We start from the raw sequence: 22,906 nt of genomic DNA, 5'->3' as shown, positions 1-22,906 counted from the left end.
AGCATTTAACCACTTGTATTATTTGTATCTTAATGGTTACATTTTATCGCCGAATTGTTCTTTATCGGCCCTGATAAATACAAAAAGATAAAACAAATATCATAAAAGGATATAAATGATGAATCTCAGTGTCAGCAAAGCTGTGCGCTTCGCCTTGTTTGGCGGCGCTGCAGCAGCCTCTCTTAGCTTACCCGCTGTTCAAGCCAACGAAAACGAACAACAACTGGAGCGCATCGAAGTTACCGGCTCGCGCATTAAGCGTACCGACATGGAATCGGCACTGCCGGTGACGGTAATGAGTTCTGAAGACATAGCCAAAACCGGTCTGACAGATGTTTCTGCGGTACTGGCACAAATGCCATACAATACGGCGGGCAGCTTTATCAGCGACGCTGGTAGCTCTGCCAGTAACCACGCCAGCTCAGGCATGCGAGGCCTGGGTTCAAACCGTACCCTGACCCTGATCAATGGCCGCCGTATCGCACCATCAGCCACCTTCGGTGCCGATGCAACCAACCTTAACCTAATCCCCATGGACGCCATCGAGCGTATTGAAATTCTTCGTGACGGTGCATCAGCCATCTATGGTTCCGATGCCATTGGCGGTGTAATCAACATCATTCTGAAGAAGAATTATGATGGCCTCGGATTTGATCTGAAATTCGCCAACCCGACTCAGGGTGGCCGTGATGAAATGTCGGCGTCGATGACCTTTGGTAACACCAGCGACAAGAGCAGCAGTCTGGTTATCATAGAGCATAAGAAGTTTGATCCTCTCAAGGGTGGCCAGCGTGAACATCTCACTGCCAACTGGGATAAAGCTTATGGTCGCAGTTCTCTGTATGCACCGGAAGGCACCTGGCGCCCAGTAGCTGCTCGCCCAGGCAAAAAAGAAGATGGAACCTTTGAGACGCCAAGCTACACTGGTGACTATGTTCCAGGTAAAGACTGCCCCGCCGATCAAATCGTTCAGAGTAAAGATGGTCCACGTTGTGGCTACAGCATGTTTGATGGTACCGATTACCTGCCGGATCAGACCAAAGACTCCTTGTTCAGCAACCTGACTTACAAGATCACCGATAATCTGGAGTGGTTCGGTCAGGCGATTGTGATGCGTGACAAGTCCACCACTTCTTCAACCGCACTGTGGACCCCTAACCTGTTTATCGCAGCCGACAACCCACTGAACCCAACTTATGGCACAGCCGGTGCAACTGAAGTACAGGCTTACCACCGTCTGACAGGCGTGGCCGATCGCAGCACGACGTTCAAATCCGATGTTGTTGACGTGGTGACAGGGCTGAACCTGGAGCTGGATGCCGGTTCACTGAACTGGTACGTACAGTACTCTGATCAACAGGTGGATATAAGCACAGACTCTTATGTGTTTGAAGACAACCTGCAGCAAGCCGTCGATGCCGGGCTTTATAACCCATTTGTTCTGGGCGGTAATGCCACTCAGGCAACCCTGGACAGCTTCCTGCACACAGCCACCCGTCAGGCGGATTCCAAGACCACAGCAACAGCCATTTCCTGGGCAGCCCTGGCACCTATCGCCCTGCCAGGCGGTGACATAGGTTACGCTGTGGGCGCCGAGTACCAGAAGATGGAATTCAGCGATCGCCGCGATGCGCAGCAAGCTGCCGGCAAAGTACTGGGTACTTACGGTGGCGACTCTGCCGGTGAGCGTAACTACAAGGCTGCCTTCGTTGAGTTGGAACTGCCGGTCACCGACGATCTGAACGTTAAACTGGCCAGCCGTTATGACCAATACAGCCTGCCGGATGAAGGCCAGCTGTCCAGCTCTATCAACCTGCGTTACCAGTTGTTGGATAACCTGGTCCTGCGCGCCTCTTACGGCCAGGGCTTCCGTGCTCCGTCACTGGATGATCTGCTGGGCGAAGCAGCTACCAGTTATGACCGAGTGATCGACACCAAAGGTTGTCAGATGCTACCGCCTGACCAACGCGAAGGCGCCGATGTGTGTGAGTCAACTCAGTATCTGCGCAAGAGCTCAGGTAATCCGGAGCTGAAACCTGAAGAGTCTGATCAGTATGCCTTCGGTGCTGTGTGGAACATCACAGATGATATCTCTCTGGTTGTGGACTACTACAACATTGAGATCAGCAACCAGGTCAGCTATGTCGGTGCCCAGACTATCCTGGATCTGGAAGCCACTACAGGTCTCGGTGCCTACGATCCTAAATATGTCTATGTGAAGCGTGATACCGACGGCAAGATTGAAGAGATTGGCGCCGGTTACATCAACATGGACGGGGTGCAAACCTCGGGTCTGGACGTCTCTTTCAGCTCGCGCTTCGAGCTGGGTAACTACGGCAGTCTGAAATTTGCCCTGGACGGCACCTATGCACTGGAGTACACAGAGCAAGCCAGTCCGGTCGATCCACGTTACGACGTGCTGGGTACCAAGGGATATCCTGAGCTGCGTTTCAACTCCACCTTTAGCTATGAGTACGATGCCTTCAGCGCCTCGCTGATCGCCAAGTACATCGACTCCTATGCCGGTGAAACACCACAGCAGCAAGCTGCCAACATCGACAAGCAGGACTTTGGTTCCTTCACCACTTGGGATCTGGCCATGAACTATGACTTTGACCAGTTCGGTAAAGTCACGGTCGGTGCCCGTAACCTGTTCGATGCCATGCCTACGGTTAACTATGAGCTGTCCTACCCAGGTTATGACGCCGATACCCACAACATTATCGGCCGCGTAGTCTACGCGGGTTATCAGATCCGTTTCTGATAAGCGCTTTAATAGCCAAAAGCGCAGTCAATGACTGCGCTTTTTTTGTTTCATCCCTTACTCAACAATCAAGCATAGCTCTTTACTCTGCCTTATCCGGCGCTACCGCCAAAACCGCTCGCGCAGACAACCATGCATGGCAACCCAACATGGCCAAGAGTGAAACCAGCAAGGCCGGGACCACAGGGTGAATATGAAATGGTAAAGGCAAGGCCTGCCATTGCAGCATTCCATAGCTCAGCAATCCGGAAATCATCGCGGCAAATACGGCGTTGCCAGTCAATGAAGGCCAGAATACCGCCGCTAAAATTGGCCAGAGAAACACCGCCTGCAGCGCACCGAAAGCCGCCAGATTGAGCCAGACTATCATGGCCGGAGGCTCCAGCGCCCAGTAGCAGGCGAGCGCAGCAATCATCAACATGGCAATGCGACTCAAACGCAGCTGGCTTTGCGCCGAGGTTTGTGGCCTGACTTTAACCCAGGCATCCCGCACCAGACTGACCGCCGCCTGCAGCAACATAGAGTCCACCGACGACATCACGGCGGCAATGGGCGCCGCCAGCAGCACCCCGGCCAAAAGTGGCGAAAACAGTCCGGAGATCAAAGTTGGCATGATCTCATCCGGTACCTGCAAATCGGGATAAAGCGCCCGCCCCATCAATCCAATGAGATGCGGTAACAGTGTCATCAAGACACTGATAAGGGTGCCCCAAATAATACCTTTCTTGAGCGCCTGGGTATTTTTAACCGCCAGCAAACGCACCACAGTATGTGGCAACCCAAGCGTGCCAAAACAGATAAGCACCCAAAACGACAGCATCATGGGCCAGCCCAGTTGTCCTTCATTGCCGTGGGGTTGCAACAATGCCGGGTCTTCACTGACCACCTTGGACATCAACTCTGTCATCCCCCCATGGCCAAGCAGGGTGAAAAACAGCAGCAATAGCCCCAGCAGCATCACTATCCCCTGAAAGGCATCAGTGATGGTCACCGCCCGAAAACCTCCGCTCAGGGTGTAAGCCAGCACAGTCACCACAAACAGAGCCAGTCCCAAGCTGTAGTCGATACCGCTGACGCCGGCAAACAACCTGGCGCCACCGATAAACTGCACCGTAATCATGGCGACAAATCCAAGCACCAAGGAGCCCAGCGCCAACATGGTGACTCCTTTATGCTCAAAGCGAGCATCCAACCACTCAATCAAAGTGGCGTAAGGCGCCTTGGCCGCGAGAATTTTCGGCCCCAACACTCCCAGGGTCAGCATGGCAACCGGCACCTGGATCAAGGCAAGCCATACCCAGCCCAAACCTATCTTGTAAGCGGCGCCCGGACCACCGATAAAAGAGCTGGCGCTGGTATAGGTGGCCACCAGCGTCAAGGCCAACATGGGGCCATTGAGAAAACGGCCACCGATAAAAAAGCGCGCCGCCTTATCCTGATAGAGGCTGGCCTTGTCTTGTCTGGCGGCAATAAAGCGGGTCAACACCAGGCTGAGCAACAGATAAACCAATACGGGGATAAGGGTGGTCACTCTTTATGCCCTCCCCGGCCAAACAGGTAGAAGAGCCCCAGAATGAAACATAATGGAGTCAGAATACAGGACAGCCAAAACCACAAAGGCAGGCCGTAATAATCAGCTTGTGCTCCCCAGATCCCTATATCGGTCAACAAGGGCCCAAGAGCCCAAAACAGGGCATAAATCAGGGTAAGTATGATGGCCAGACGTGCCATGGATGGCATAACGGCCTCCTTGGATAGCTCCTTGAAATGGAGCGTGACAGCAAAAGAAAGCCTTGATTCTAATCAACTCTTCCCTCGAGTGCCAAGGCATGACGCAAGTTACGCTTTGGTTGTTGGATAAAGTTACCACCCGGTTACCTGATGATATTCCGTTAACTTTTTGACTGCATGCCTAATGAACCATGACAGGACTCACAGCCCTGAGCCTGCTCCCAGGCGGGTCACAACAGCCCAAAAATCAAGACCCGAATCAAGTTTTGATATGGGTTTGTGAGGCCACAGGCATAAGCCTTTGCTGAAATAAACTGGCGCCAGCTCCCCCCGCGTCGACGCAATGACATACAATTGTTAACCTGCTCGCAAAATTTAGCTTTTCCCTATGGGTAAAGGCCGATATCAGATGCCGACAGCACGGCTCTGTGTTAATATTTTTATGGTAAATTGGTAAGACCAATTTTAAGGTTCAATACATGTGAGGCGATTCTTTACACTGTTCCCCAGAGGTCACTAAAACCTCATCAAGGCTCTGTAAGTCAAAGAAGGCGAGGATTGCGACTACACGGGAAAGGCCAACATTTCTGTTTGCAGCCATTCACCGCGAGCAAGAGCACAGACTGGACTTTTATAACGTGTTACAAGCTTATACTTGGACCAAAAACCAATTAAAAGCACAAACCTTGGTAGATGACACTGGAAGACAACTCGAATTTCGGTGAATTATTTCAAGGAAATTTTAGACAAAAAAGAGTAGCAAAACGTAGTTTAATTTCATAATTTAGATTAATCAGCGGTTAAATTGATCTGAATCACGTAATTTAATTACAACTTGCTTATAGTTGATGAACTCGATGGCTCGCAAGCCATCACTATAGAATAAGCGATAAATGAACTTTATAACCTAAACCGGTGGCCAGCCACCAAATGAGCGAAAGAAGGCAACTATGAACAACAGTCCTAGCCCATTTGATGCATCAACCCCTGCCAATACTGCGCAGAAGGTCGAGGATGCGGCCGTCGTAAAAATCGGCCGTGATACCCAATCGACCTTGTTGCTGGCCATGACTGCGGGGGTGTTTATTGGCCTCGCGTTTATCTTCTATGTCGTCGCCACTGCTGGCGGCAGCACCCTTCCCTACGGTCTCAACAAACTCATCGGCGGTCTGTGCTTCAGCCTGGGCCTGATGTTGGTGGTGGTACTGGGCGGCGAACTCTTCACCTCAACAGTATTAACCATTACTGCCAGAGCCAGCAAACGGGTCACCACCAAAGCCTTACTGCGTAACTGGGGGCTGGTCTATCTGGGCAACTTTATCGGCGCCATGCTACTGGTAGGCCTGATGATCACCGCCAAACACTATGATGCCGGCCACGGTTTAATAGGCCTAGGTTATATGAAAACCGCCCAGGCGAAACTGCACCATGACTTTACCCAGGCTATCGCCCTCGGGATCATGTGTAACATCATGGTGTGTCTGGCGGTATGGATGGCCTATGCCGGTCGCTCGGTCACTGACAAGCTGCTGGCCGTGGTGCTACCGGTTGCTATGTTTGTCGCCGCGGGCTTTGAGCACTGCATCGCCAACATGTTCCTTATTCCTATGGCCATTATCAGCAAAAATATGGCCGGCACTGAATTCTGGACAAGCGCCGGGGTCAGCCCCGAGCAGTTTGCCGATCTCACATGGAGCCAATTCGTGTTCCATAATCTGGTTCCCGTCACTCTGGGTAATATCGTGGGGGGAGCTTTATTTGTAGGGTTGACTTACTGGTTTGTGTATCGCCGTCCTTTGCTGGCCAAGCAAGGCAGCGAAACCAGCAAGTAACTTTATCTCAACTAGAAGGTATGAGTACTATGACCGAGAAAACTGAGCTGTTTGCAAGCGCATGGGAAGGCTTTGTTCCCGGCGATTGGAAGACCGAAGTCAATGTACGTGACTTTATCCAGAAGAACTACACCCCCTATGAAGGTGATGAGTCTTTCCTGGCTGGCCCCACCACTGCGACCACAGCCCTGTGGGACAAAGTCATGGAAGGCATCAAGCAGGAAAACCGCACCCACGCTCCGGTCGACTTTGATACAGACAAAGTCTCTACCATAGATTCCCATGATGCCGGCTACATCAATCAAGAACTGGAAACCATTGTTGGTTTGCAGACTGATGCGCCACTCAAACGCGCCATGCTGCCCAACGGTGGTATCCGCATGGTTGAAGGCTCCTGCGCCGCCTATGATCGCGAGTTGGATCCTGAAATCAAATATGTCTACTCCGAACTGCGTAAGACCCACAACCAGGGCGTGTTCGATGTTTACACTCCGGAAATCCTCGCTTGCCGTAAGTCAGGTGTACTGACAGGTTTGCCCGATGCCTACGGTCGTGGCCGTATCATTGGTGACTACCGCCGCGTAGCCCTCTACGGTATCGACTACCTGATGAAAGACAAGGTTGCCCAGTTCACTTCACTGCAGGCTCAAATGGAAGCCGGTGAAGATCTGAGCAACGTTATCCAGTTGCGTGAAGAGATTGCCGAGCAGCACAGAGCGCTGGGCAAGATGAAAAAGATGGCAGCCAAATACGGTTATGACATCTCCGGCCCTGCCAAGAATGCCAAAGAAGCCATCCAGTGGACCTACTTCGGCTATCTGGCTGCGGTGAAGAGCCAAAACGGCGCCGCCATGTCTCTGGGCCGTACTTCAACCTTCATCGACGTTTATATCGAACGCGATCTGAAAAACGGCGTGCTCACCGAAGAGCAGGCTCAGGAGATGATCGACCATTTCGTGATGAAACTGCGTATGGTGCGCTTCCTGCGTACTCCTGAATACGATGAGCTGTTCTCCGGCGACCCAATCTGGGCTACCGAATCTATCGGTGGTATGGGTCTGGACGGTCGTCCACTGGTGAGCAAGACCAGCTTCCGCTTCCTGCACACCCTGTACAACATGGGCCCAAGCCCAGAGCCAAACATCACTGTGCTTTGGTCCGAGCAGCTGCCTCAGCCATTCAAAAAATACTGCGCCAAAGTGTCTATCGACACCAGCTCTATCCAGTATGAAAACGATGACCTGATGCGCCCTGACTTCGAGTCCGATGACTACGCCATCGCCTGCTGCGTGAGCCCCATGGTTGTCGGCAAACACATGCAGTTCTTTGGTGCCCGTGCCAACCTGGCCAAGACCATGCTGTACGCCATCAACGGCGGTGTGGATGAAAAGCTGAAAATTCAGGTCGCTCCCAAGGCAGATCCTATCACAGACGAAGTGCTCAACTATGATGACGTCATGAGTCGCCTCGACGGTCTGATGGACTGGTTGGCAACTCAGTATGTCACTGCGCTGAACACCATCCACTACATGCACGACAAGTACTCCTACGAAGCCGCGCTGATGGCGCTGCATGACAGAGACGTACGTCGCACCATGGCCTGTGGTATCGCCGGTCTGTCTATTGCTGCCGACTCCCTGTCTGCCATCAAGTATGCCAAGGTGAAACCGGTTCGCGATGAAAACGGTATTGCCGTAGACTTCGAAATCGAGGGTGATTATCCCAAGTTCGGTAACAACGACGCCCGTGTTGATGACATCGCCTGCATGCTGGTCGAAGGCTTTATGGCCAAAATTCGTGACAAAAAGATGTACCGCAACGCCATCCCAACCCAGTCAATCCTGACCATTACTTCCAACGTGGTGTATGGTAAGAAGACAGGTAACACTCCGGATGGTCGCCGCGCTGGTGCACCATTTGCCCCGGGAGCCAACCCAATGCACGGCCGTGACGAAAAAGGCGCTATCGCTTCACTGACCTCAGTGGCCAAGCTGCCCTTCGCTCACGCTCAGGACGGTATCTCTTACACCTTCTCCATTGTGCCCAATGCACTGGGTAAAGATGAAGATGCCCGCCGCACCAACCTGGCCGCGCTGATGGACGGATACTTCGCCCACAAGCCAGGTCATGAAGGTGGTCAGCACCTGAACGTCAACGTGATGAACCGTGAAATGCTGGAAGATGCTGTCGTCAACCCTGACAAGTATCCACAGCTGACCATACGCGTTTCAGGCTACGCAGTGCGCTTCAACTCACTGACCCCTGAGCAGCAGCAAGACGTGATTACCCGTACTTTCACCAAAGCACTGTAATTCACGTTTGAAACCAGGCTGCAGCGGCCGCCGCTGCAGCCATTCCAAGGAGAGCACATGACAGTAAAAGGACGGATCCACTCGGTGGAATCCTTTGGCACAGTAGATGGTCCCGGCATTCGCTTTATCGCCTTTATGCAGGGTTGCCTGATGCGCTGTAAATACTGTCACAATCGCGACACCTGGGATCTGGATGGCGGCAAGGAAGTGACGGTCGAGGAGCTGATGGAACAGATAGTCAGCTACCGACCTTTTTTGGAAGCCAGCGGTGGTGGCGTGACCGCCAGCGGTGGTGAAGCCGTGTTACAGGCAGAATTCGTTGCCGAGCTATTCAAAGCCTGTAAGGCCGAAGGCATACACACCTGTCTGGATACCAACGGCTTTGTTCGTAAGTACACAGAAGTAATTGACCAGTTGCTGGATAACACAGATCTGGTGCTGCTGGACATCAAACAGATGGATGATGCCAAGCACATAGATCTCACCAAGGTCAGTAATCAGCGAACATTGCAGTTTGCCGAATATCTGGCACAACGAGGCCAGAAAACCTGGATCCGTTACGTGGTTGTCGGTGGCTATACAGACGATGAAGCCTCGGCCGAAAAACTGGCAGAGTTCATCAAGCCAATGACCAATGTGGAAAAAGTAGAGTTGCTGCCCTACCACGAACTGGGCAAACACAAGTGGGAAGCTATGGGTGAGCACTATGAACTCGACGGCGTGTCGCCACCGAATCGCGAAACCATGGAGCGAATAAAGGCTATATTTATTCAGAAAGGGATCAACGCCGACTACTGATTCAGAGCTCTTCCCAAAATCCGGCGTCGAGACGTTCAAAGGCCAATTTGAGGATCTGCGCCATATCCATATAGCAGGCCTTGGCCCCTAAAGGGCGGCTGCTTACCCCAAGCCCGGAAAGCTTGGCATTGAGTTGATTACCCCAATCGAGCAAGGACAGCGGCAAGGGATGGCGAGCACGCCAACCCAGCCACAAATAGCCCTGCAAAGGCAGGCTGAGAAAGAACAGAAAGATAGCAATGGCCTGGGGCAGATAGTCCCAACCATAGAAATAGAGTGGCGCGGCAGCCGATAGCATGGCCAACACAGGCATCAATTGCAACGCCAACTGAGTGGCACGAATAACGCGAAACTCAGGAAAAAAGAAACCCAGTTGTCTGACCATGGGCCAGGTCTTCATATAACGATGACCTTCCCTCACGGTTTTGAGAAAGTTAAGGCTCAATCAAGGCACCTGAAAACAAGCATAATATTGCTTTTACCTTAGCACAGTTCCCTATTCGGCCCCAACAACGGCTTGACGGCAGGAACACAGTGAAACAGGTTACAGGCGAGTCCAGTTCACCCGTAACTCATTAATTAAAAACGGCGAAAGGTTTTTAACATGTCTAAAAAACTGGTATTGGTTCTAAATTGCGGCAGCTCTTCTTTGAAATTTGCAGTCATGGATGCACTCACGGGCGATGATCAGATCTCAGGTCTGGCCGAGTGCTTTGGTCTGGAAAACTCCCGCATCAAATGGAAACACAATGGCGAAAAGCATGAAGCCGCACTGGGCGCATTTACCGCGCACCGTGAAGCCGTGGAGTTTATTGTAAACCAGATTTTGGCTCCCCTGCCTGAACTGGCGTCACAGATCCTGGCGGTGGGTCACCGTATCGTGCACGGCGGCGAAAAATTCACCCGCTCGGTTATCATTGACGATCAGGTGATTAAAGGTATCGAAGACTGTGCCTCACTGGCACCGCTGCACAACCCGGCGCACCTGATAGGTATTCGTGCTGCCATGGCCTCGTTCCCAAGCCTGCCTCAGGTTGCCGTGTTTGACACCGCCTTCCACCAAAGTATGCCTGAGCACGCCTTTGTCTACGCCTTGCCCTATAAACTTTACCGTGAACACGGCATTCGTCGTTACGGTATGCACGGCACCAGCCATCTGTTTGTCAGCCGCGAAGCGGCCAAGGTGCTGGGTAAAGAGCTGGCTGATACCAATGTGATCTGTGCTCACCTGGGCAACGGCGCTTCGGTTACGGCAGTTAAAGGTGGCAAGAGCATGGATACTTCCATGGGGCTGACACCACTGGAAGGCTTGGTGATGGGAACCCGCTGCGGCGATATCGACCCCTCCATCATCTATCACTTGGTACACCAGTTGGGCTACACCCTGGAAGAGGTCAACAACCTGCTGAACAAGCAAAGTGGCCTTTTGGGGATCAGCGAACTGACCAATGATTGCCGTGGTATCGAAGAAGGATATGCCGAAGGTCACAAAGGTGCGACACTGGCACTGGAAATCTTCTGCTATCGTCTGGCAAAATACATCGCCTCCTACACTGTGCCATTGGGCCGTCTGGATGCCGTGGTCTTTACCGGCGGCATAGGTGAAAACTCCGACATTATCCGCAAGAAAGTGCTGGAACTACTGTCCATCTTCAACTTCCAGGTCGATGATGAACGCAACCTGGCCGCCCGCTTCGGCAATGGCGGAATTATCACTAAAGATGAAGGCACTCTGGCCATGGTCATTCCCACCAATGAAGAGTGGGTCATCGCCGAAGACGCTATTAGTTTGATAGAAGAATAATATGACCAATCAGCCGCCGGGTTAACCTGGCGGCTTTCATGTTTTTGACTTTACAAGATTCACCGGAAAACCATCGACTCCGAAGAGGTTTTTATGTCCCGTAACATTATGTTGATCCCCATAGGCACAGGCGTCGGCCTGACGTCTATCAGCCTGGGGATGGTTCGCGCATTGGAACGCCACGGCGTTAAAGTGCAATTCTTTAAACCCATTTCCCAGTTGCGCCCGCAGGACCACGGCCCTGAGCGTTCAACCACCATCCTCAGCAAATCCCCTACGGTCAACCCGCTTGAACCGTTTGAGATGATCCACGCCGAAGCGCTGATCCGTGCCGATCAGACAGATGTGCTGATGGAGCAAATCATCGCCCGCGCCAGTGAAATTGCCGACAACACTGAAACCCTGATCATCGAAGGCCTGGTGCACACCCGTAGCCATCCGTTTGCCGATGATGTCAATTATGCCATTGCCAAGGCGCTCGACGCCGATGTGATCTTTGTGGCAACCCCAGGCAACGACAGCCCGACCGGACTGATGAACCGCCTCGAAATCGCCTTTAATTCCTGGGGTGGCAACAAGAACAAACGTCTTATCGGTGCCATCATCAACAAGATTGGTGCGCCGGTGGACGACGAAGGCCGTGCCCGTCCGGATCTGTCTGAAGTATTCGACCATCAGGGTGTTCAGCGCAGCGATACTGCCGGTATGTTCCAGTTGCCGGGCAAGAGTCCACTGAGGATCCTCGGCAGCGTGCCTTATAACCTGGATCTGGTGTCCCCCAGGGCCTCTGATTTAGCCAAGCACCTGCGCGCCCGCATCATCAATGCCGGTGAGATGAACACTCGCCGTCTGCGCAAGGTAACCTTCTGTGCCCGCTCGATTCCTAACATGGTGCAGCACATCAAGACAGACTCGCTGCTGGTCACCTCTGGCGATCGCTCCGACGTTATCGTTTCAGCCTGTCTGGCGGCGATGAACGGCGTCAAAATTGGTGCCTTGCTGCTGAGTGGCGGTTATGAACCTGAGCCCGAGATCATGGCTTTGTGTGAACAAGCTTTTGAAACCGGCCTGCCTGTGTTCCTTATCGACACCAATACCTGGCAGACCTCACTCAATATTCAACGCTTTGACCACGAAGTCCCTGTGGACGATGCAGTGCGTATTGAACTGGTACAGGAATACGTTGCCGGTCATATCGATCAGAGCTGGATAGAAAGCGTCACCGAAAACTCGCCTCGCGAGCACCGCCTGTCGCCACCGGCTTTCCGCTACAAGCTTACCGAGCTGGCCCGCGCAGCGCACAAGACAGTGGTACTGCCTGAAGGCGATGAGCCGCGCACCATCAAAGCCGCCGCCATCTGCGCCGAGCGTGGCATTGCCCGCTGCGTACTGCTTGGCAAACGCGATGAAATTCTGCGTATCGCAGCCCAGCAGGACGTTGTTCTGGGAGAAGGTGTCGAGATTATCGATCCCGATGAAGTGCGTGATCGCTATGTCGAACCTATGCTGGATCTTCGCCGTCACAAGGGCCTGACCGAAGTAGTTGCCCGTGAACAGTTGGAAGACAACATGGTGCTGGGCACCATGATGCTGGCCCAGAATGAAGTGGATGGTATCGTTTCCGGTGCGGTCAACACCACGGCCAACACCATTCGTCCACCACTGCAGTTGATTAAGACAGCGCCCGGCTCCAGCCTGGTCTCTTCCATCTTCTTCATGCTGATGCCGGATCAAGTGCTGGTATATGGTGACTGCGCCATCAACCCGGATCCCAATGCCGAGCAGTTGGCCGATATCGCCATCCAATCGGCCGAGTCGGCCAAAGCCTTCGGCATTGAGCCCAGAGTGGCGATGATCAGCTATTCTACCGGTGACTCAGGTACAGGCTCGGATGTGGATAAGGTGCGTGAAGCCACCCGGATTGCCAAAGAGAAGCGTCCGGATCTGGTGATTGACGGCCCACTGCAATACGACGCTGCGGTAATGCCCAACGTGGCTCGCTCCAAGGCGCCGGACAGCCCGGTTGCCGGTAAGGCGACTGTGTTTGTGTTCCCGGATCTCAACACGGGTAACACCACTTATAAGGCCGTTCAACGAAGCGCCGATCTGATCAGCATAGGTCCTATGCTGCAAGGTATGCGTAAGCCGGTGAACGATCTGTCCCGCGGCGCCCTGGTGGATGATATTGTTTACACCATCGCCCTGACCGCCATTCAGGCCACCCAGAACGATTAACGGCCTATAGCCAATTCAAAAGCGTCTGCTACTGCAGGCGCTTTTTTTTGGTTCATCGCGGCTCTCCGGGGAATGCCACTCTGACAGTCAAAAGGAAGTATTTGATATCCGGTAGCCATAGCCCATTCGCTTCAGCAGTTTGATTTTGTTATTTAAACGGTATTATGGACTGACTGCGGCTTTTATCAGCAAATGCTGTACAAATTCGACGCAAAGGATCATTTACGCCAGGGATGATTAAGTCAGAAATAAGTAATCAGGGAAGAAATTGATAGGGGAAAACGCCAAGCGTCAAAAATTGACCAGCGACAATTTAACGACGATATCAATCGCTTAGGAAGTATCTATTGAGTCTTCAACACACTTGTCCACAGATTCTGTGGATAAGAATCTTTATACTACCCTTTCTATATGCCACAGGATCGCCGATCCCGTCAAGCCCGAGGCAGCGGCTTGCGATAAATGCTAAAAAAAACGATACTGTTTGGCACCAATCACCAGGGTCAACACTATGAGATATCTGCTTTTTCTTTGTCTGCTCGGCCTATTTGGCTGCAATGATGACCCGAGTCAAGCCACCATAGATACCCCAGAGCAAGTCGCCCTGGGATTCTTTCAGGCCATCTACGTAGATAAGGATGTCGAGAAGGCGAGCCTGTATGTCGACGACCCTATGAAGGAGGTGCTGAAAAGTTACTATATCGCCGCCTCTGTGCAGCGCCATATGCTCAATCTACAGATGACAGATGTCACCCTGGAGATTGAGGAGATAGATATCGACTTCTTTCGCAAGTTCACCGATGACGTGACTGTCGTGGTCAAATTTACCGGTCGTAGAGGTGGTCGTCCCTGGGTCGATGACAGAACCATTCGCCTGCATAAACGGGGCCGGGCCTGGGTGATAGTGGAAATTATCCCGGAGACCGGCAAGATCAACTCAGGTTCCCTGTAATAATTGTGCACTGACCCACGCAAGGGCCGAAGAGGTTTATCCCTCAAAGCCCGCCGTGCTAAACTCACAGGCAATTTTCACTCAGTCTGATTACTATGAAACAACTGCTGGATTTCCTGCCGCTGGTCATCTTCTTCGCCGTTTATAAGTTTTACGATATCTACGTCGCCAGTGGCGCCCTGATAGCCGCAACGGCGCTGCAACTCGTGGTGACCTATCTCTTGTACCGCAAGCTTGAGAAAATGCATCTCATCACCTTTGCCATGGTGGCCGTATTCGGCACCCTGACTCTGGTGTTTCACGACGATACCTTTATCAAATGGAAAGTCACCATAGTCTATGCCCTGTTCGCCTTGGGTCTGGGTGTCAGCCAATTGCTGAATAAGCCTGTACTCAAGGGCATGCTGGGGCAAGAACTCAAGGTCGCCGACAAGATATGGGCCCAAGTCACCTGGTACTGGGTCAGTTTCTTTATTGTCTGCGGCATTATCAATATCTATGTCGCCTTCAGTCTGAGTCAGGAAACCTGGGTCAACTTCAAGGTCTTTGGCCTGACCGCAGTGACGCTGCTGAACACCATAGCAACCGTGGTTTATCTCTTTAAACACATCCCCGAAGAGCAACGCAAGGAACTCAAATAATGTGGTATATGATCTCATCCCAAGATGTTGAAAACAGCCTGGAAAAACGTCTTGCCGCTCGTCCGGCCCATCTACAGCGCCTGCAACTGCTGGCCGATGAAGGACGATTGATGCTGGCCGGCCCACATCCCGCCGTGGACAGTGAAAACCCGGGGGACGCAGGATTCAGCGGCTCTTTGGTGGTGGCCGAGTTTGAATCGCTGGAAGCCGCCCAGGCCTGGGCCAATGCCGATCCTTATGTTGCCGCCGGCGTTTATCTGAGTGTTATCGTTAAACCCTTCAAACGAGTGCTGCCCTGATGAAAATCGTTTCCTTCAACATCAACGGATTGAGAGCCCGTCTGCATCAGCTGCAACAGTTGATAGACAGCCACCAACCGGACATCATAGGGCTGCAGGAAACCAAGGTGCACGACGAGGCCTTCCCTCTGGCCGAAGTGGAAGCCATGGGTTATCAGGTACATTTCCACGGTGGCAAGGCCCACTATGGTGTGGCTCTGTTATCCAAACAGGCCCCCATTGAGGTTCAAAAAGGCTTTCCCACCGACGATGAAGATGCCCAGCGCCGGCTTATCGCCGGCAAGTTCATCCAGGACAACGGCCGTGTACTGACAGTGATCAACGGCTACTTCCCCCAGGGGGAGAATATCAATCACGAGACCAAGTACCCGGCCAAGCGTAAGTTTTATGCCGATCTGATGCAGTATCTGCAAAACTCATTCAGCCCGGATCAGGATATTGCCATCATAGGGGATATCAATATCTCGCCGCTGGATCTGGATATCGGCATCGGCGACGCCAATGCCAAACGTTGGCTGAAGACGGGTAAATGCAGCTTCCAGCCGGAAGAGCGTGAATGGTTGCAAACCCTGCTGGATTGGGGTTTGGTGGATACCTTCCGCCAGTTGCACCCGCAGCGCAGCGAACGCTACTCCTGGTTTGATTATCGCAGCCGTGGCTTTGATGATAACCGCGGCCTGCGTATCGATGTGATCCTGGCAACCGAGTCGCTGGCAAGCCGCTTGAGTGAGGCCGACGTGGATTACGCGCTTCGCGGCATCGACAAGCCCTCGGATCACGCGCCTATCTGGAGCTGTTTTCGCTGACCTTGTTGTGAGCGCTGATGGCGCTGCTGATGCTGACCACAGCAAGCGGCGCGCTTGAGGCAAAAACAAAGCTCAGGAAACGCTATAACGCAAAACGCCGACATCTGATGATGCCGGCGTTTTTTTATGGCGCTACTGTCTACCCGTTTAACTGGTTTTATATTGTGCCAACAGCCGAGTCAGAGAGGCTGAAGCCTGGGCCAGTTTTTGACTCAGCTCTATCGCCCTTTCGCTGGCCTGGCGCATCTGATCCGAGTGGCTGCGGATATCGCCAAGCTGCGAGCTGATCTCCCGGGCCGACACGCTTTGCTCTTCGGCCGAGGCTGCGATTTGGCTGCTGCGATCAAACACCGCATCCACTGAGCCACGCATCCCCTCAACATCCGTACCCACCTGAATGATCGCCTGGCGGCTTTCATCGGCCTGCGACACTATCGCCTCAGTCAGCTGAGACAAATTGCGGCTGCCCGCCTGTAACCCCTCTATCATACGTTGAATTTCCACTGTCGCTTCCTGGGTTCGTCCCGCCAGGGTCCGCACCTCGTCGGCAACCACGGCAAAGCCACGCCCCTGTTCACCGGCTCTGGCCGCCTCAATAGCGGCATTGAGCGCCAGCAGATTGGTCTGCTCGGAAATGCCATCAATAGTGGTCACCACAGCGCCAATCTCGGTAGCCTCCCGCGACAGTTGCGATACCGAAGAGAACGCCTCGGCAATCCGGCTCGACAACTCACCTATGCTGGCAACCGTTTCTGCTATATGTCTGGCACCCAGGCCCATCTGAGAGGCATTGTCCCGGGTCTGGGAAGAGGTTTCGGCGGCGTTGTGGGACACTTCGGTAATGGCATTGCTCATCTGCTCCATCGCCGTGGCCACAGTATCGAGAAACTGCCACTGAATTTTGCCCATCTCATCACCGGCAGCGGCTTGCTCGGCAAATTCGGAAGCCGCCATCGACAAGGTTTCAGCATTACTGCTGATGGCGGTGACCATTTCGCTCATGTTATCGGCGCAGCGGTCAATCTCACGGGCTATCAGGCTGAAATCATCTGTACCGAAGAAATTGAGCCTAAAGCTCAAATCGCCGTCAGCCAGGCGTTTGATCGCCATATACATATCCCAGAGTCCGCCGCCGAGAGAGGTGGAGATCCAATAGCTGAGTTGAAACAGCGGCAACAGCCCGACAAAGGCCCACAGCAGCAACCAGTTCGCCCTGCTGAGCATCTCTTGCTCTTGCAGTGTTAAGCTGTCACCGAGCCAGTAGTTACCATCATGGCTACTGAGCATAACTTTGATCTCAGCGCGCGGTTCATTACGGCTAAGACCTTGCTGCTGTAGCCAAAGATCGTGCCCCTGCTTGGGCGCCAACTGGAGCAGGGTCTCGGCTTTGGCTTGTAAACGCGCCTCAGCGCCCTGGGTTACACTGGCATCCAACTGCCACCAGTTAGCCAGTGCGATAGCGACGGTTATGGCGCTAACCAGCGAACACACAAGCCAGAATTTACCGTTGAGACTGAACTTAATCAGCATGGCATCAACTTTTCTAAACTGGATCTGCTTCATCAGTGCTCCTCAGCGCGAAGCTAAAAGCCGGGACAGGATCCTGGCAATATAATCTATTACTCCACCGCCCTTTCGACCGGCAGAGGTTTTGTTTGAGTTTGACGACTGCGACTGGTTTGGCAATAGCCCATGAGGTCGGTCAAGCGACTCATGGCATAACCGAATACGGCGCCAATCAGCAGGGGCGGCATAATAGCTGTAATATCCGCCGACATGGCAAAGGTGATGCAACAACCAATAAAGGCACCGGGAATAAAGTTAAGTTTACCGAAACAGGCCTGCAGGCACATGGCACTGGTGGCTATACCGGTGAAGATCCAGCCAAATAGCGGCGAGACAAAGAAGCTACTACCACTGATGATAAGCCAAGCCCAGAATACTCCCGATGTATTGGTGCACCAGGCCTGAAGCAGACCGGCAAAACCACTGCGTCCTTGAGCAAAGAAAGTACTGCATCCTAGAAACCCTATCCAGGTGATCAGCCCAAAGGTGTCGGCAATCCCACACCAGACAGTGGCCAAGAGACCGGCAGATATTGCTGCATGCCAACGCTGTTGCATAGGAGTATCTCCACAAAATGTAAACATTGGTTAAATTACCCCGATTTTGATAACAAAAACCGGATCTACACCAAAAAAGGGCTTATTAATGCCGAGATCCGGCTCACTTTGCAAACGTTTGGTAGTAAAAAAACAATAATGGAGTGAATTTTAGCCAAATAAAAACCCGGGCATGCCCGGGTCTGTTGCGACTGGAATGCCTCAATCGGCCAGTAGCTGATCGGCAACAAAGGGGTTATTACGCCTTTCTTCACCAAAGCTCGACATTGGGCCGTGGCCGGGAATGAAATTGACCTGCTCGCCCAAAGGCCAGAGTTTGTAACGAATGGAGTCAATCAGCTGCTGATAGTTGGAGCCGGGAAAGTCAGTACGGCCTATAGAGCCACGGAAAAGGACATCTCCCACCCAGGCCAGGTTCTCTTCGCGGTCAAAGAAGATCACATGCCCGGGTGTATGCCCCGGACAGTGAAACACCTGCAATGCCTGCTCGCCCAAGATAACCTCTTCGCCATCTTCCAGATAGCGGTCAGCCTCGAAGGCGGCGCAGGCCGGGAAACCAAAGTTCTGGCTTTGGCGTGGCAGGTTCTCCAGCCAAAATTTATCGTCGATATGCGGGCCAATAATCTGCACGTCACATTCGGTGGCCAAAGCCTTGGCGGCACCAACATGATCTATGTGGCCGTGAGTCAAAAGAATATATTGCAACTGCAGGCCGTGCTGCGCCAGGGCATCCATGATGCGCTCATGGTTACCACCTGGATCTATCACAGCGGCTTTGCCACTCTTCTCACACCAGATGAGGCTGCAATTCTGCTGGAAAGGGGTCACTGGGATGATCTGGTATTTCATTACACACACTCGCAGGCTGTTATCGTTCCATGATCGATAGATCGTCTCGGTGCATGATCCATCAACCCTGCAACAGAAAAATTGATCCCGGGCAGGAAAGCGCCAGATAGGCGGCTTTTCTGGCGCCGGTTTGCAGCGCAGGGATTTTTGTATACAATTTTGAGCCATCCACTGTCAAGCCCAAGGCCCTACATGATAACAGACAGCCGTCTTGCTGGCATCCTGAGCCGCAAACACTTCTTCTCTCTGCCACTGGATTATCAGCATCCCACCGGGGAACAACTGCAAATTTTTGCCCGGGAGCTTATCGGCACCCAAGATAACGCCGCGACCCTGCCACTCTTGGTGTTCTTTCAGGGTGGCCCTGGCTTTGGTGCCGCCCGCCCCCTTGCCAATGGTGGCTGGATTAAAAGAGCACTCAAGGAGTATAGGGTACTCTTGTTGGATCAGCGCGGTACTGGTCTTTCAAGTCCGGTCAGCTTCAAGACGCTGGACGGCATGACGCCTGACGAGCAGGCCGAGTATCTGAGCCATTTTCGCGCCGACAACATCATCCGCGATGCCGAGGCGATTCGGGCGCAACTTAGTCCTGATACTCCCTGGAGCATTCTTGGTCAGAGTTTCGGTGGTTTTTGCGTACTCAGATACCTGAGCGTCGCACCGCAAGGACTCAAGGAAGCCTATATTACCGGCGGTATCCCTTCCCTTGAGCGCACCGCAGCCGAAGTTTACCGGGCAACTTATCAGCGCTTGCTGGCCAAAAACCAGGATTTCTTTGCCCGCTTCAAGGATGCCAAAGCCCTATTGGTCGAGCTCAGAGACTTTATCAATAACCATGATGCGCGCCTGGCTACAGGAGAGCGGCTGACCCAGGAAATGCTGCAACTTTTAGGGGTCAACTTAGGCATGGAGCAAGGGCCGGAGGCCGTCTACTATCTGCTGGAGCAAGCCTTGATAGATACCCCAAGTGGCAAGGCACTGAATCCTCTGTTTGAGGCGCAGTTCTGCCAAATGCTGGATTACAATACCAACCCACTGTTTGCCATCATGCACGAGTCCATCTACTGCCAGCAGCAAGCCGCCAACTGGGCTGCCCACAGGGTGCGAGCCGAATATCCGGCTTTTGCCCCGGACGCCAAAGAGCTGCTTTTCAGTGGTGAGATGATTTATCCCTGGATGTTCGAACAGTTTGCCAACCTCAAGCCGCTGAAAGCCTGCGCCGAATTGCTGGCCGCCAAAGCCGATTGGCCCTCACTCTATGACCCTAACATTCTCGCCAACAACCGCGTACCTGTCGCCGCTGCCATCTACAGCGAAGATATGTATGTCGAGCAGGCCTACAGCCTGGAAACCGCCGCCAAGGTGGGCAACCTCAAGTATTGGTTGACCTCTGAGTATGAGCACAATGGCATACGCATGGATGGTGAGCGGATCTTGGATAAGCTTATCGCCCTCAATCGTGGCCAGGCACTCAGGTGATTTCAGCTTAGGTTAATTTACAAAGCGCACACTGAACTTGGTTCCACATCCATTGACGCTTTGCTTAAACGCTTGTTTTGGTGTCGTCCCGGTCTGCTCTTTTGGCAGACCTTTTTTTATCCAAAAAAAACCGCAGCCTTGGCTGCGGTGGAAAAAACGGACGGGGTCCAATCCAAAAATACAGGGAGACTCGAACCGCCGACTTAGCGCTTCATTGCTGGATAAGTGAACTCATGGCACTGATTGCAATAAACCTTGCTCTCTTTGTGCTCCTGATGGCAGTAAGTACATGGCAAGTCCGTGCCATAGTGCAGGCTGTCATGGGGGTTGGGTTCAACATCATGACCGGCGTTGGCCGGACGTGCAGTCTGCTTGGCAACGTCTTCAGGAGTACCGTGGCAGGCTTCACAGGCTGTCGCATCGGGAATAGTCTTGCGCTTAGCGTCACCATGGCAGGCGGCGCAATCAATACGACCATTTTCAGTCGTCATGACTTCTTTATGGTAGTCCTTGATCTTCATGGCGTTGGCCGCTCCAGGCAGCATCAAGGCGCAGGCTACAAGAACAGTGGATATCATCTTCAACATCTTGGGCTTCCTGTTGCGGGGCAGTGACCTGCCCCGCTCTTCTATCAGTAGTTGGCAATAAAGTCGTGTGACGCCTGAATATCAGGAGTGAAAGGACGATCCTTGCTTACGAAAGGCACTTTCTGACGATAAGCTTCATACATGGCGCCTGTGGCTTTACCCTGCTTCAAGCTCTTATCGTGCATCTTGCGCAGATCAACAGCTTGAGTAGAGTGCAGCAGCTCCAGACCATAGATGGTGTTGGTGTTATCAACAATCTGAACCAGATTGTCAGAAGCCAGTTTCAGGTTGGTGAAAGTGTCTTCGATATTACCGGCAATCTGAACACCATCGAATGAAACCGGGCTAGCCAGTTGCTTGTTACGTACCTGCATGTCAACGAAGGCTTTCTGGATAGCACCGAAAGCATGACCATTATTTTCCGGACCGGCCAGGAAGCGGCTCAGACGGGTAAAGTGAGCATCAGACAGGTGGATAGTACGCATCACGCTGTTGTGAGACACGTGAGTCAAAGCAGTGCTCAGGTTCTGTACCGCCAGGGCGACAGGCAGAGGCTCGAAGTTGGTGGTTGGGAACACACCGCCCTTGCCTTCAACCATGTACTTGGCAACCTGAGGGAATTGGCTGTAGTCCTTGGAGGCACCCAGTACTACGGCTGGGTTATCGTCTGAGTGGTTGATCTGGATATCGATCACTTCACCCAGATCCACCAGGGCTTTCTTGGCGCTGGCCAGAGTATAGGCTGTGGTACGGTAGCTCAGAGGATCCTGCAGCGGACGCTCATCATTCAGTTGCCACAGATAGCTGCCATCCAGCTGCGCCAGAATATCCTTGGTCGTGGCCTGAATATATGGGAAAGGACGGATGTCATTGGTTTGTGGCAGGAAAGGCGCCACGTTACCGTTCAAACCTTCAAGGCTCAAACCGAATACGGTTGGAGACACTTCCAGCAGATGCTTGGCATCCTGATAGCCCTTCATTGCATAGGCTACAGCCACTGCGTTGTTGGACAGGATAGACAGGGCATCTTTACCCATAGGCTCCAGCAAAGGAACACCGGCATCAGCCATGGCTTCACGGCTGCTTACGCGCTTGCCCTTGTAGAACACTTCCCACTCACCAATCATCGCCAGACCGACGTGAGAAGCCAGCAGGATGTCGGCTTCACCCACAGTACCCTGTGAAGGAATGACAGGAGTAATACCCTTGTTCAGGTAGGCTTCGTAAAGGTCGGCAACCACAGGCTGAACCCCGGTTTGACCGGCCAAAATGGTGTTCAGACGCACGGCCAGAGCCACACGGGTCAGACGTACAGGCATTGGCTCGCCGACACCGGCACTGTGAGCGCGCAGCGTGCTGTAGTTGAAGCTACGGGAAGCATCCATAACGGCGGCACTCAGCTCACCATTGGCATCAAACAGCTTGTGGTCTTTGTTCAGGCCCACACCTACAGTCAGACCATAGACAGGCTTACCCAGACGCGCAGCTTCCATCAGCAACTCGTGAGACTTAACCAGTTTGGTGCGTGCCTGAGAGGCTACTTTGACTTTGGCGCCATCGGCAATGGCCCAGGCTTGTTCCTGAGTCATGTGCTTGCCATCCAGAACCACTTGTTCCATTGCCAGAGCACTGCCTGACATCAGGCCCAGCGTCAGCGACGCCAGCATTAGAGATTTGTTCATCATCTTACTCCT

Annotated in this window: 19 protein-coding genes; 11 read left to right on the top strand and 8 right to left on the bottom strand. The window is 52.9% G+C overall.

The features are described 5' to 3' along the window. Window positions 1–115: 115 nt before the first annotated feature. Window positions 116–2,764 (top strand): TonB-dependent receptor plug domain-containing protein, encoded by a 2,649-nt coding sequence (locus tag AYI96_RS00310; RefSeq protein ID WP_039032807.1) that lies wholly within the window; start codon window positions 116–118, stop codon window positions 2,762–2,764. A gap of 82 nt (window positions 2,765–2,846) precedes the next feature. Here AYI96_RS00310 and panF read toward each other — a convergent pair whose 3' ends face one another. Both panF and AYI96_RS00300 read right to left on the bottom strand, forming a co-directional pair. Continuing rightward, the gene (gene panF, locus AYI96_RS00305) at window positions 2,847–4,295 is read right to left on the bottom strand and encodes a sodium/pantothenate symporter (RefSeq protein ID WP_144360755.1); all 1,449 of its coding nucleotides are present in this window, start codon (window positions 4,293–4,295) and stop codon (window positions 2,847–2,849) included. After that, window positions 4,292–4,504 carry a DUF997 family protein gene (locus AYI96_RS00300; RefSeq protein ID WP_039032805.1) on the bottom strand — a complete coding sequence of 71 codons (213 nt, stop codon included), beginning with the start codon at window positions 4,502–4,504 and terminating at the stop codon, window positions 4,292–4,294. Before AYI96_RS00300 ends, panF begins: the two co-directional genes overlap by 4 nt. Before the next feature lie 941 nt (window positions 4,505–5,445). Here AYI96_RS00300 and focA point away from each other — a divergent pair. The 3 genes from focA to pflA are packed head-to-tail and all read left to right on the top strand — an operon-like array spanning window position 5,446 to window position 9,437. Next, complete coding sequence (gene focA, locus AYI96_RS00295) at window positions 5,446–6,327, top strand: formate transporter FocA (RefSeq protein WP_144360754.1); 882 nt, start codon at window positions 5,446–5,448, stop codon at window positions 6,325–6,327. 29 nt (window positions 6,328–6,356) lie between these two features. After that, window positions 6,357–8,639: a formate C-acetyltransferase gene (gene pflB, locus AYI96_RS00290; RefSeq protein ID WP_039032803.1), complete on the top strand. Its 2,283-nt coding sequence runs from the start codon at window positions 6,357–6,359 to the stop codon at window positions 8,637–8,639. 57 nt (window positions 8,640–8,696) lie between these two features. Next, on the top strand, window positions 8,697–9,437 hold the full coding sequence (pflA, locus tag AYI96_RS00285; RefSeq protein ID WP_039032802.1) for a pyruvate formate lyase 1-activating protein: 741 nt from the start codon (window positions 8,697–8,699) through the stop codon (window positions 9,435–9,437). Window position 9,438: 1 nt separating this feature from the next. On the opposite strand, the gene yfbV is transcribed toward pflA, so the two are convergent. Next, complete coding sequence (gene yfbV / locus AYI96_RS00280; RefSeq protein WP_028779375.1) at window positions 9,439–9,882, bottom strand: terminus macrodomain insulation protein YfbV; 444 nt, start codon at window positions 9,880–9,882, stop codon at window positions 9,439–9,441. A gap of 159 nt (window positions 9,883–10,041) precedes the next feature. Here yfbV and ackA point away from each other — a divergent pair, with 159 nt between their 5' ends. The 6 genes from ackA to xthA all read left to right on the top strand — a co-directional run bounded on the left by ackA (window position 10,042) and on the right by xthA (window position 16,174). After that, window positions 10,042–11,241, top strand: coding sequence for an acetate kinase (ackA, locus tag AYI96_RS00275; RefSeq protein ID WP_025011777.1), 1,200 nt, complete (start codon window positions 10,042–10,044; stop codon window positions 11,239–11,241). Window positions 11,242–11,334: 93 nt separating this feature from the next. Continuing rightward, complete coding sequence (pta, locus tag AYI96_RS00270) at window positions 11,335–13,476, top strand: phosphate acetyltransferase (RefSeq protein WP_144360753.1); 2,142 nt, start codon at window positions 11,335–11,337, stop codon at window positions 13,474–13,476. A gap of 511 nt (window positions 13,477–13,987) precedes the next feature. Then, window positions 13,988–14,428 carry a hypothetical protein gene (locus AYI96_RS00265; protein ID WP_039032800.1) on the top strand — a complete coding sequence of 147 codons (441 nt, stop codon included), beginning with the start codon at window positions 13,988–13,990 and terminating at the stop codon, window positions 14,426–14,428. A 95-nt stretch (window positions 14,429–14,523) separates the two neighbouring features. After that, complete coding sequence (locus AYI96_RS00260; RefSeq protein WP_039032799.1) at window positions 14,524–15,069, top strand: septation protein A; 546 nt, start codon at window positions 14,524–14,526, stop codon at window positions 15,067–15,069. Further along, on the top strand, window positions 15,069–15,368 hold the full coding sequence (locus tag AYI96_RS00255; protein WP_025011774.1) for a YciI family protein: 300 nt from the start codon (window positions 15,069–15,071) through the stop codon (window positions 15,366–15,368). Before AYI96_RS00260 ends, AYI96_RS00255 begins: the two co-directional genes overlap by 1 nt. Beyond that, window positions 15,368–16,174 (top strand): exodeoxyribonuclease III, encoded by an 807-nt coding sequence (gene xthA, locus AYI96_RS00250; protein WP_025011773.1) that lies wholly within the window; start codon window positions 15,368–15,370, stop codon window positions 16,172–16,174. The genes AYI96_RS00255 and xthA overlap by 1 nt, the downstream gene beginning before the upstream one ends. Window positions 16,175–16,321: 147 nt before the next feature. On the opposite strand, the gene AYI96_RS00245 is transcribed toward xthA, so the two are convergent. From AYI96_RS00245 to AYI96_RS00235, 3 genes are all read right to left on the bottom strand, one after another. Next, window positions 16,322–17,737, bottom strand: coding sequence for a methyl-accepting chemotaxis protein (locus tag AYI96_RS00245; protein WP_071475946.1), 1,416 nt, complete (start codon window positions 17,735–17,737; stop codon window positions 16,322–16,324). Between the two features lie 56 nt (window positions 17,738–17,793). After that, a complete protein-coding gene (locus tag AYI96_RS00240) occupies window positions 17,794–18,297 on the bottom strand; it encodes a DUF1097 domain-containing protein (RefSeq protein WP_028779378.1) in 504 nt (167 codons plus the stop codon). 201 nt (window positions 18,298–18,498) lie between these two features. Then, window positions 18,499–19,146 carry an MBL fold metallo-hydrolase gene (locus AYI96_RS00235; RefSeq protein ID WP_028781082.1) on the bottom strand — a complete coding sequence of 216 codons (648 nt, stop codon included), beginning with the start codon at window positions 19,144–19,146 and terminating at the stop codon, window positions 18,499–18,501. A gap of 192 nt (window positions 19,147–19,338) precedes the next feature. On the opposite strand from AYI96_RS00235, the gene AYI96_RS00230 reads away from it, so the two are divergent. Next, the gene (locus AYI96_RS00230; protein WP_144360752.1) at window positions 19,339–20,625 is read left to right on the top strand and encodes an alpha/beta fold hydrolase; all 1,287 of its coding nucleotides are present in this window, start codon (window positions 19,339–19,341) and stop codon (window positions 20,623–20,625) included. A 203-nt stretch (window positions 20,626–20,828) separates the two neighbouring features. Here the strand turns inward: AYI96_RS00230 and AYI96_RS00225 are convergent, their stop codons facing one another. Together AYI96_RS00225 and hutH are read right to left on the bottom strand one after the other, a co-directional pair. Then, the gene (locus AYI96_RS00225) at window positions 20,829–21,212 is read right to left on the bottom strand and encodes a cytochrome c3 family protein (RefSeq protein WP_039032795.1); all 384 of its coding nucleotides are present in this window, start codon (window positions 21,210–21,212) and stop codon (window positions 20,829–20,831) included. A gap of 44 nt (window positions 21,213–21,256) precedes the next feature. Beyond that, complete coding sequence (gene hutH / locus AYI96_RS00220) at window positions 21,257–22,894, bottom strand: histidine ammonia-lyase (RefSeq protein WP_144360856.1); 1,638 nt, start codon at window positions 22,892–22,894, stop codon at window positions 21,257–21,259. Between the last annotated feature and the right edge of the window lie 12 nt (window positions 22,895–22,906).

The sequence above is a fragment of the Shewanella sp. MSW genome (genome assembly GCF_007636515.1).
GTDB classification, from domain to species: Bacteria; Pseudomonadota; Gammaproteobacteria; order Enterobacterales; family Shewanellaceae; genus Shewanella; species Shewanella indica.
This window is presented reverse-complemented; position numbering and strand designations above follow the sequence as displayed.

Coding starts and splice junctions, on each gene's coding strand:
- AYI96_RS00260 (WP_039032799.1), top strand. CDS start 14,524: ATGAAACAACTGCTGGATTTCCTGCCGCTGGTCATCTTCTTCGCCGTT.
- pflB (WP_039032803.1), top strand. CDS start 6,357: ATGACCGAGAAAACTGAGCTGTTTGCAAGCGCATGGGAAGGCTTTGTT.
- xthA (WP_025011773.1), top strand. CDS start 15,368: ATGAAAATCGTTTCCTTCAACATCAACGGATTGAGAGCCCGTCTGCAT.
- pta (WP_144360753.1), top strand. CDS start 11,335: ATGTCCCGTAACATTATGTTGATCCCCATAGGCACAGGCGTCGGCCTG.
- AYI96_RS00245 (WP_071475946.1), bottom strand. CDS start 17,737: ATGAAGCAGATCCAGTTTAGAAAAGTTGATGCCATGCTGATTAAGTTC.
- AYI96_RS00265 (WP_039032800.1), top strand. CDS start 13,988: ATGAGATATCTGCTTTTTCTTTGTCTGCTCGGCCTATTTGGCTGCAAT.
- ackA (WP_025011777.1), top strand. CDS start 10,042: ATGTCTAAAAAACTGGTATTGGTTCTAAATTGCGGCAGCTCTTCTTTG.
- AYI96_RS00225 (WP_039032795.1), bottom strand. CDS start 21,212: ATGTTGAAGATGATATCCACTGTTCTTGTAGCCTGCGCCTTGATGCTG.
- pflA (WP_039032802.1), top strand. CDS start 8,697: ATGACAGTAAAAGGACGGATCCACTCGGTGGAATCCTTTGGCACAGTA.
- AYI96_RS00255 (WP_025011774.1), top strand. CDS start 15,069: ATGTGGTATATGATCTCATCCCAAGATGTTGAAAACAGCCTGGAAAAA.
- hutH (WP_144360856.1), bottom strand. CDS start 22,894: ATGAACAAATCTCTAATGCTGGCGTCGCTGACGCTGGGCCTGATGTCA.
- AYI96_RS00230 (WP_144360752.1), top strand. CDS start 19,339: ATGATAACAGACAGCCGTCTTGCTGGCATCCTGAGCCGCAAACACTTC.
- AYI96_RS00235 (WP_028781082.1), bottom strand. CDS start 19,146: ATGAAATACCAGATCATCCCAGTGACCCCTTTCCAGCAGAATTGCAGC.
- focA (WP_144360754.1), top strand. CDS start 5,446: ATGAACAACAGTCCTAGCCCATTTGATGCATCAACCCCTGCCAATACT.
- AYI96_RS00240 (WP_028779378.1), bottom strand. CDS start 18,297: ATGCAACAGCGTTGGCATGCAGCAATATCTGCCGGTCTCTTGGCCACT.
- AYI96_RS00310 (WP_039032807.1), top strand. CDS start 116: ATGATGAATCTCAGTGTCAGCAAAGCTGTGCGCTTCGCCTTGTTTGGC.
- AYI96_RS00300 (WP_039032805.1), bottom strand. CDS start 4,504: ATGCCATCCATGGCACGTCTGGCCATCATACTTACCCTGATTTATGCC.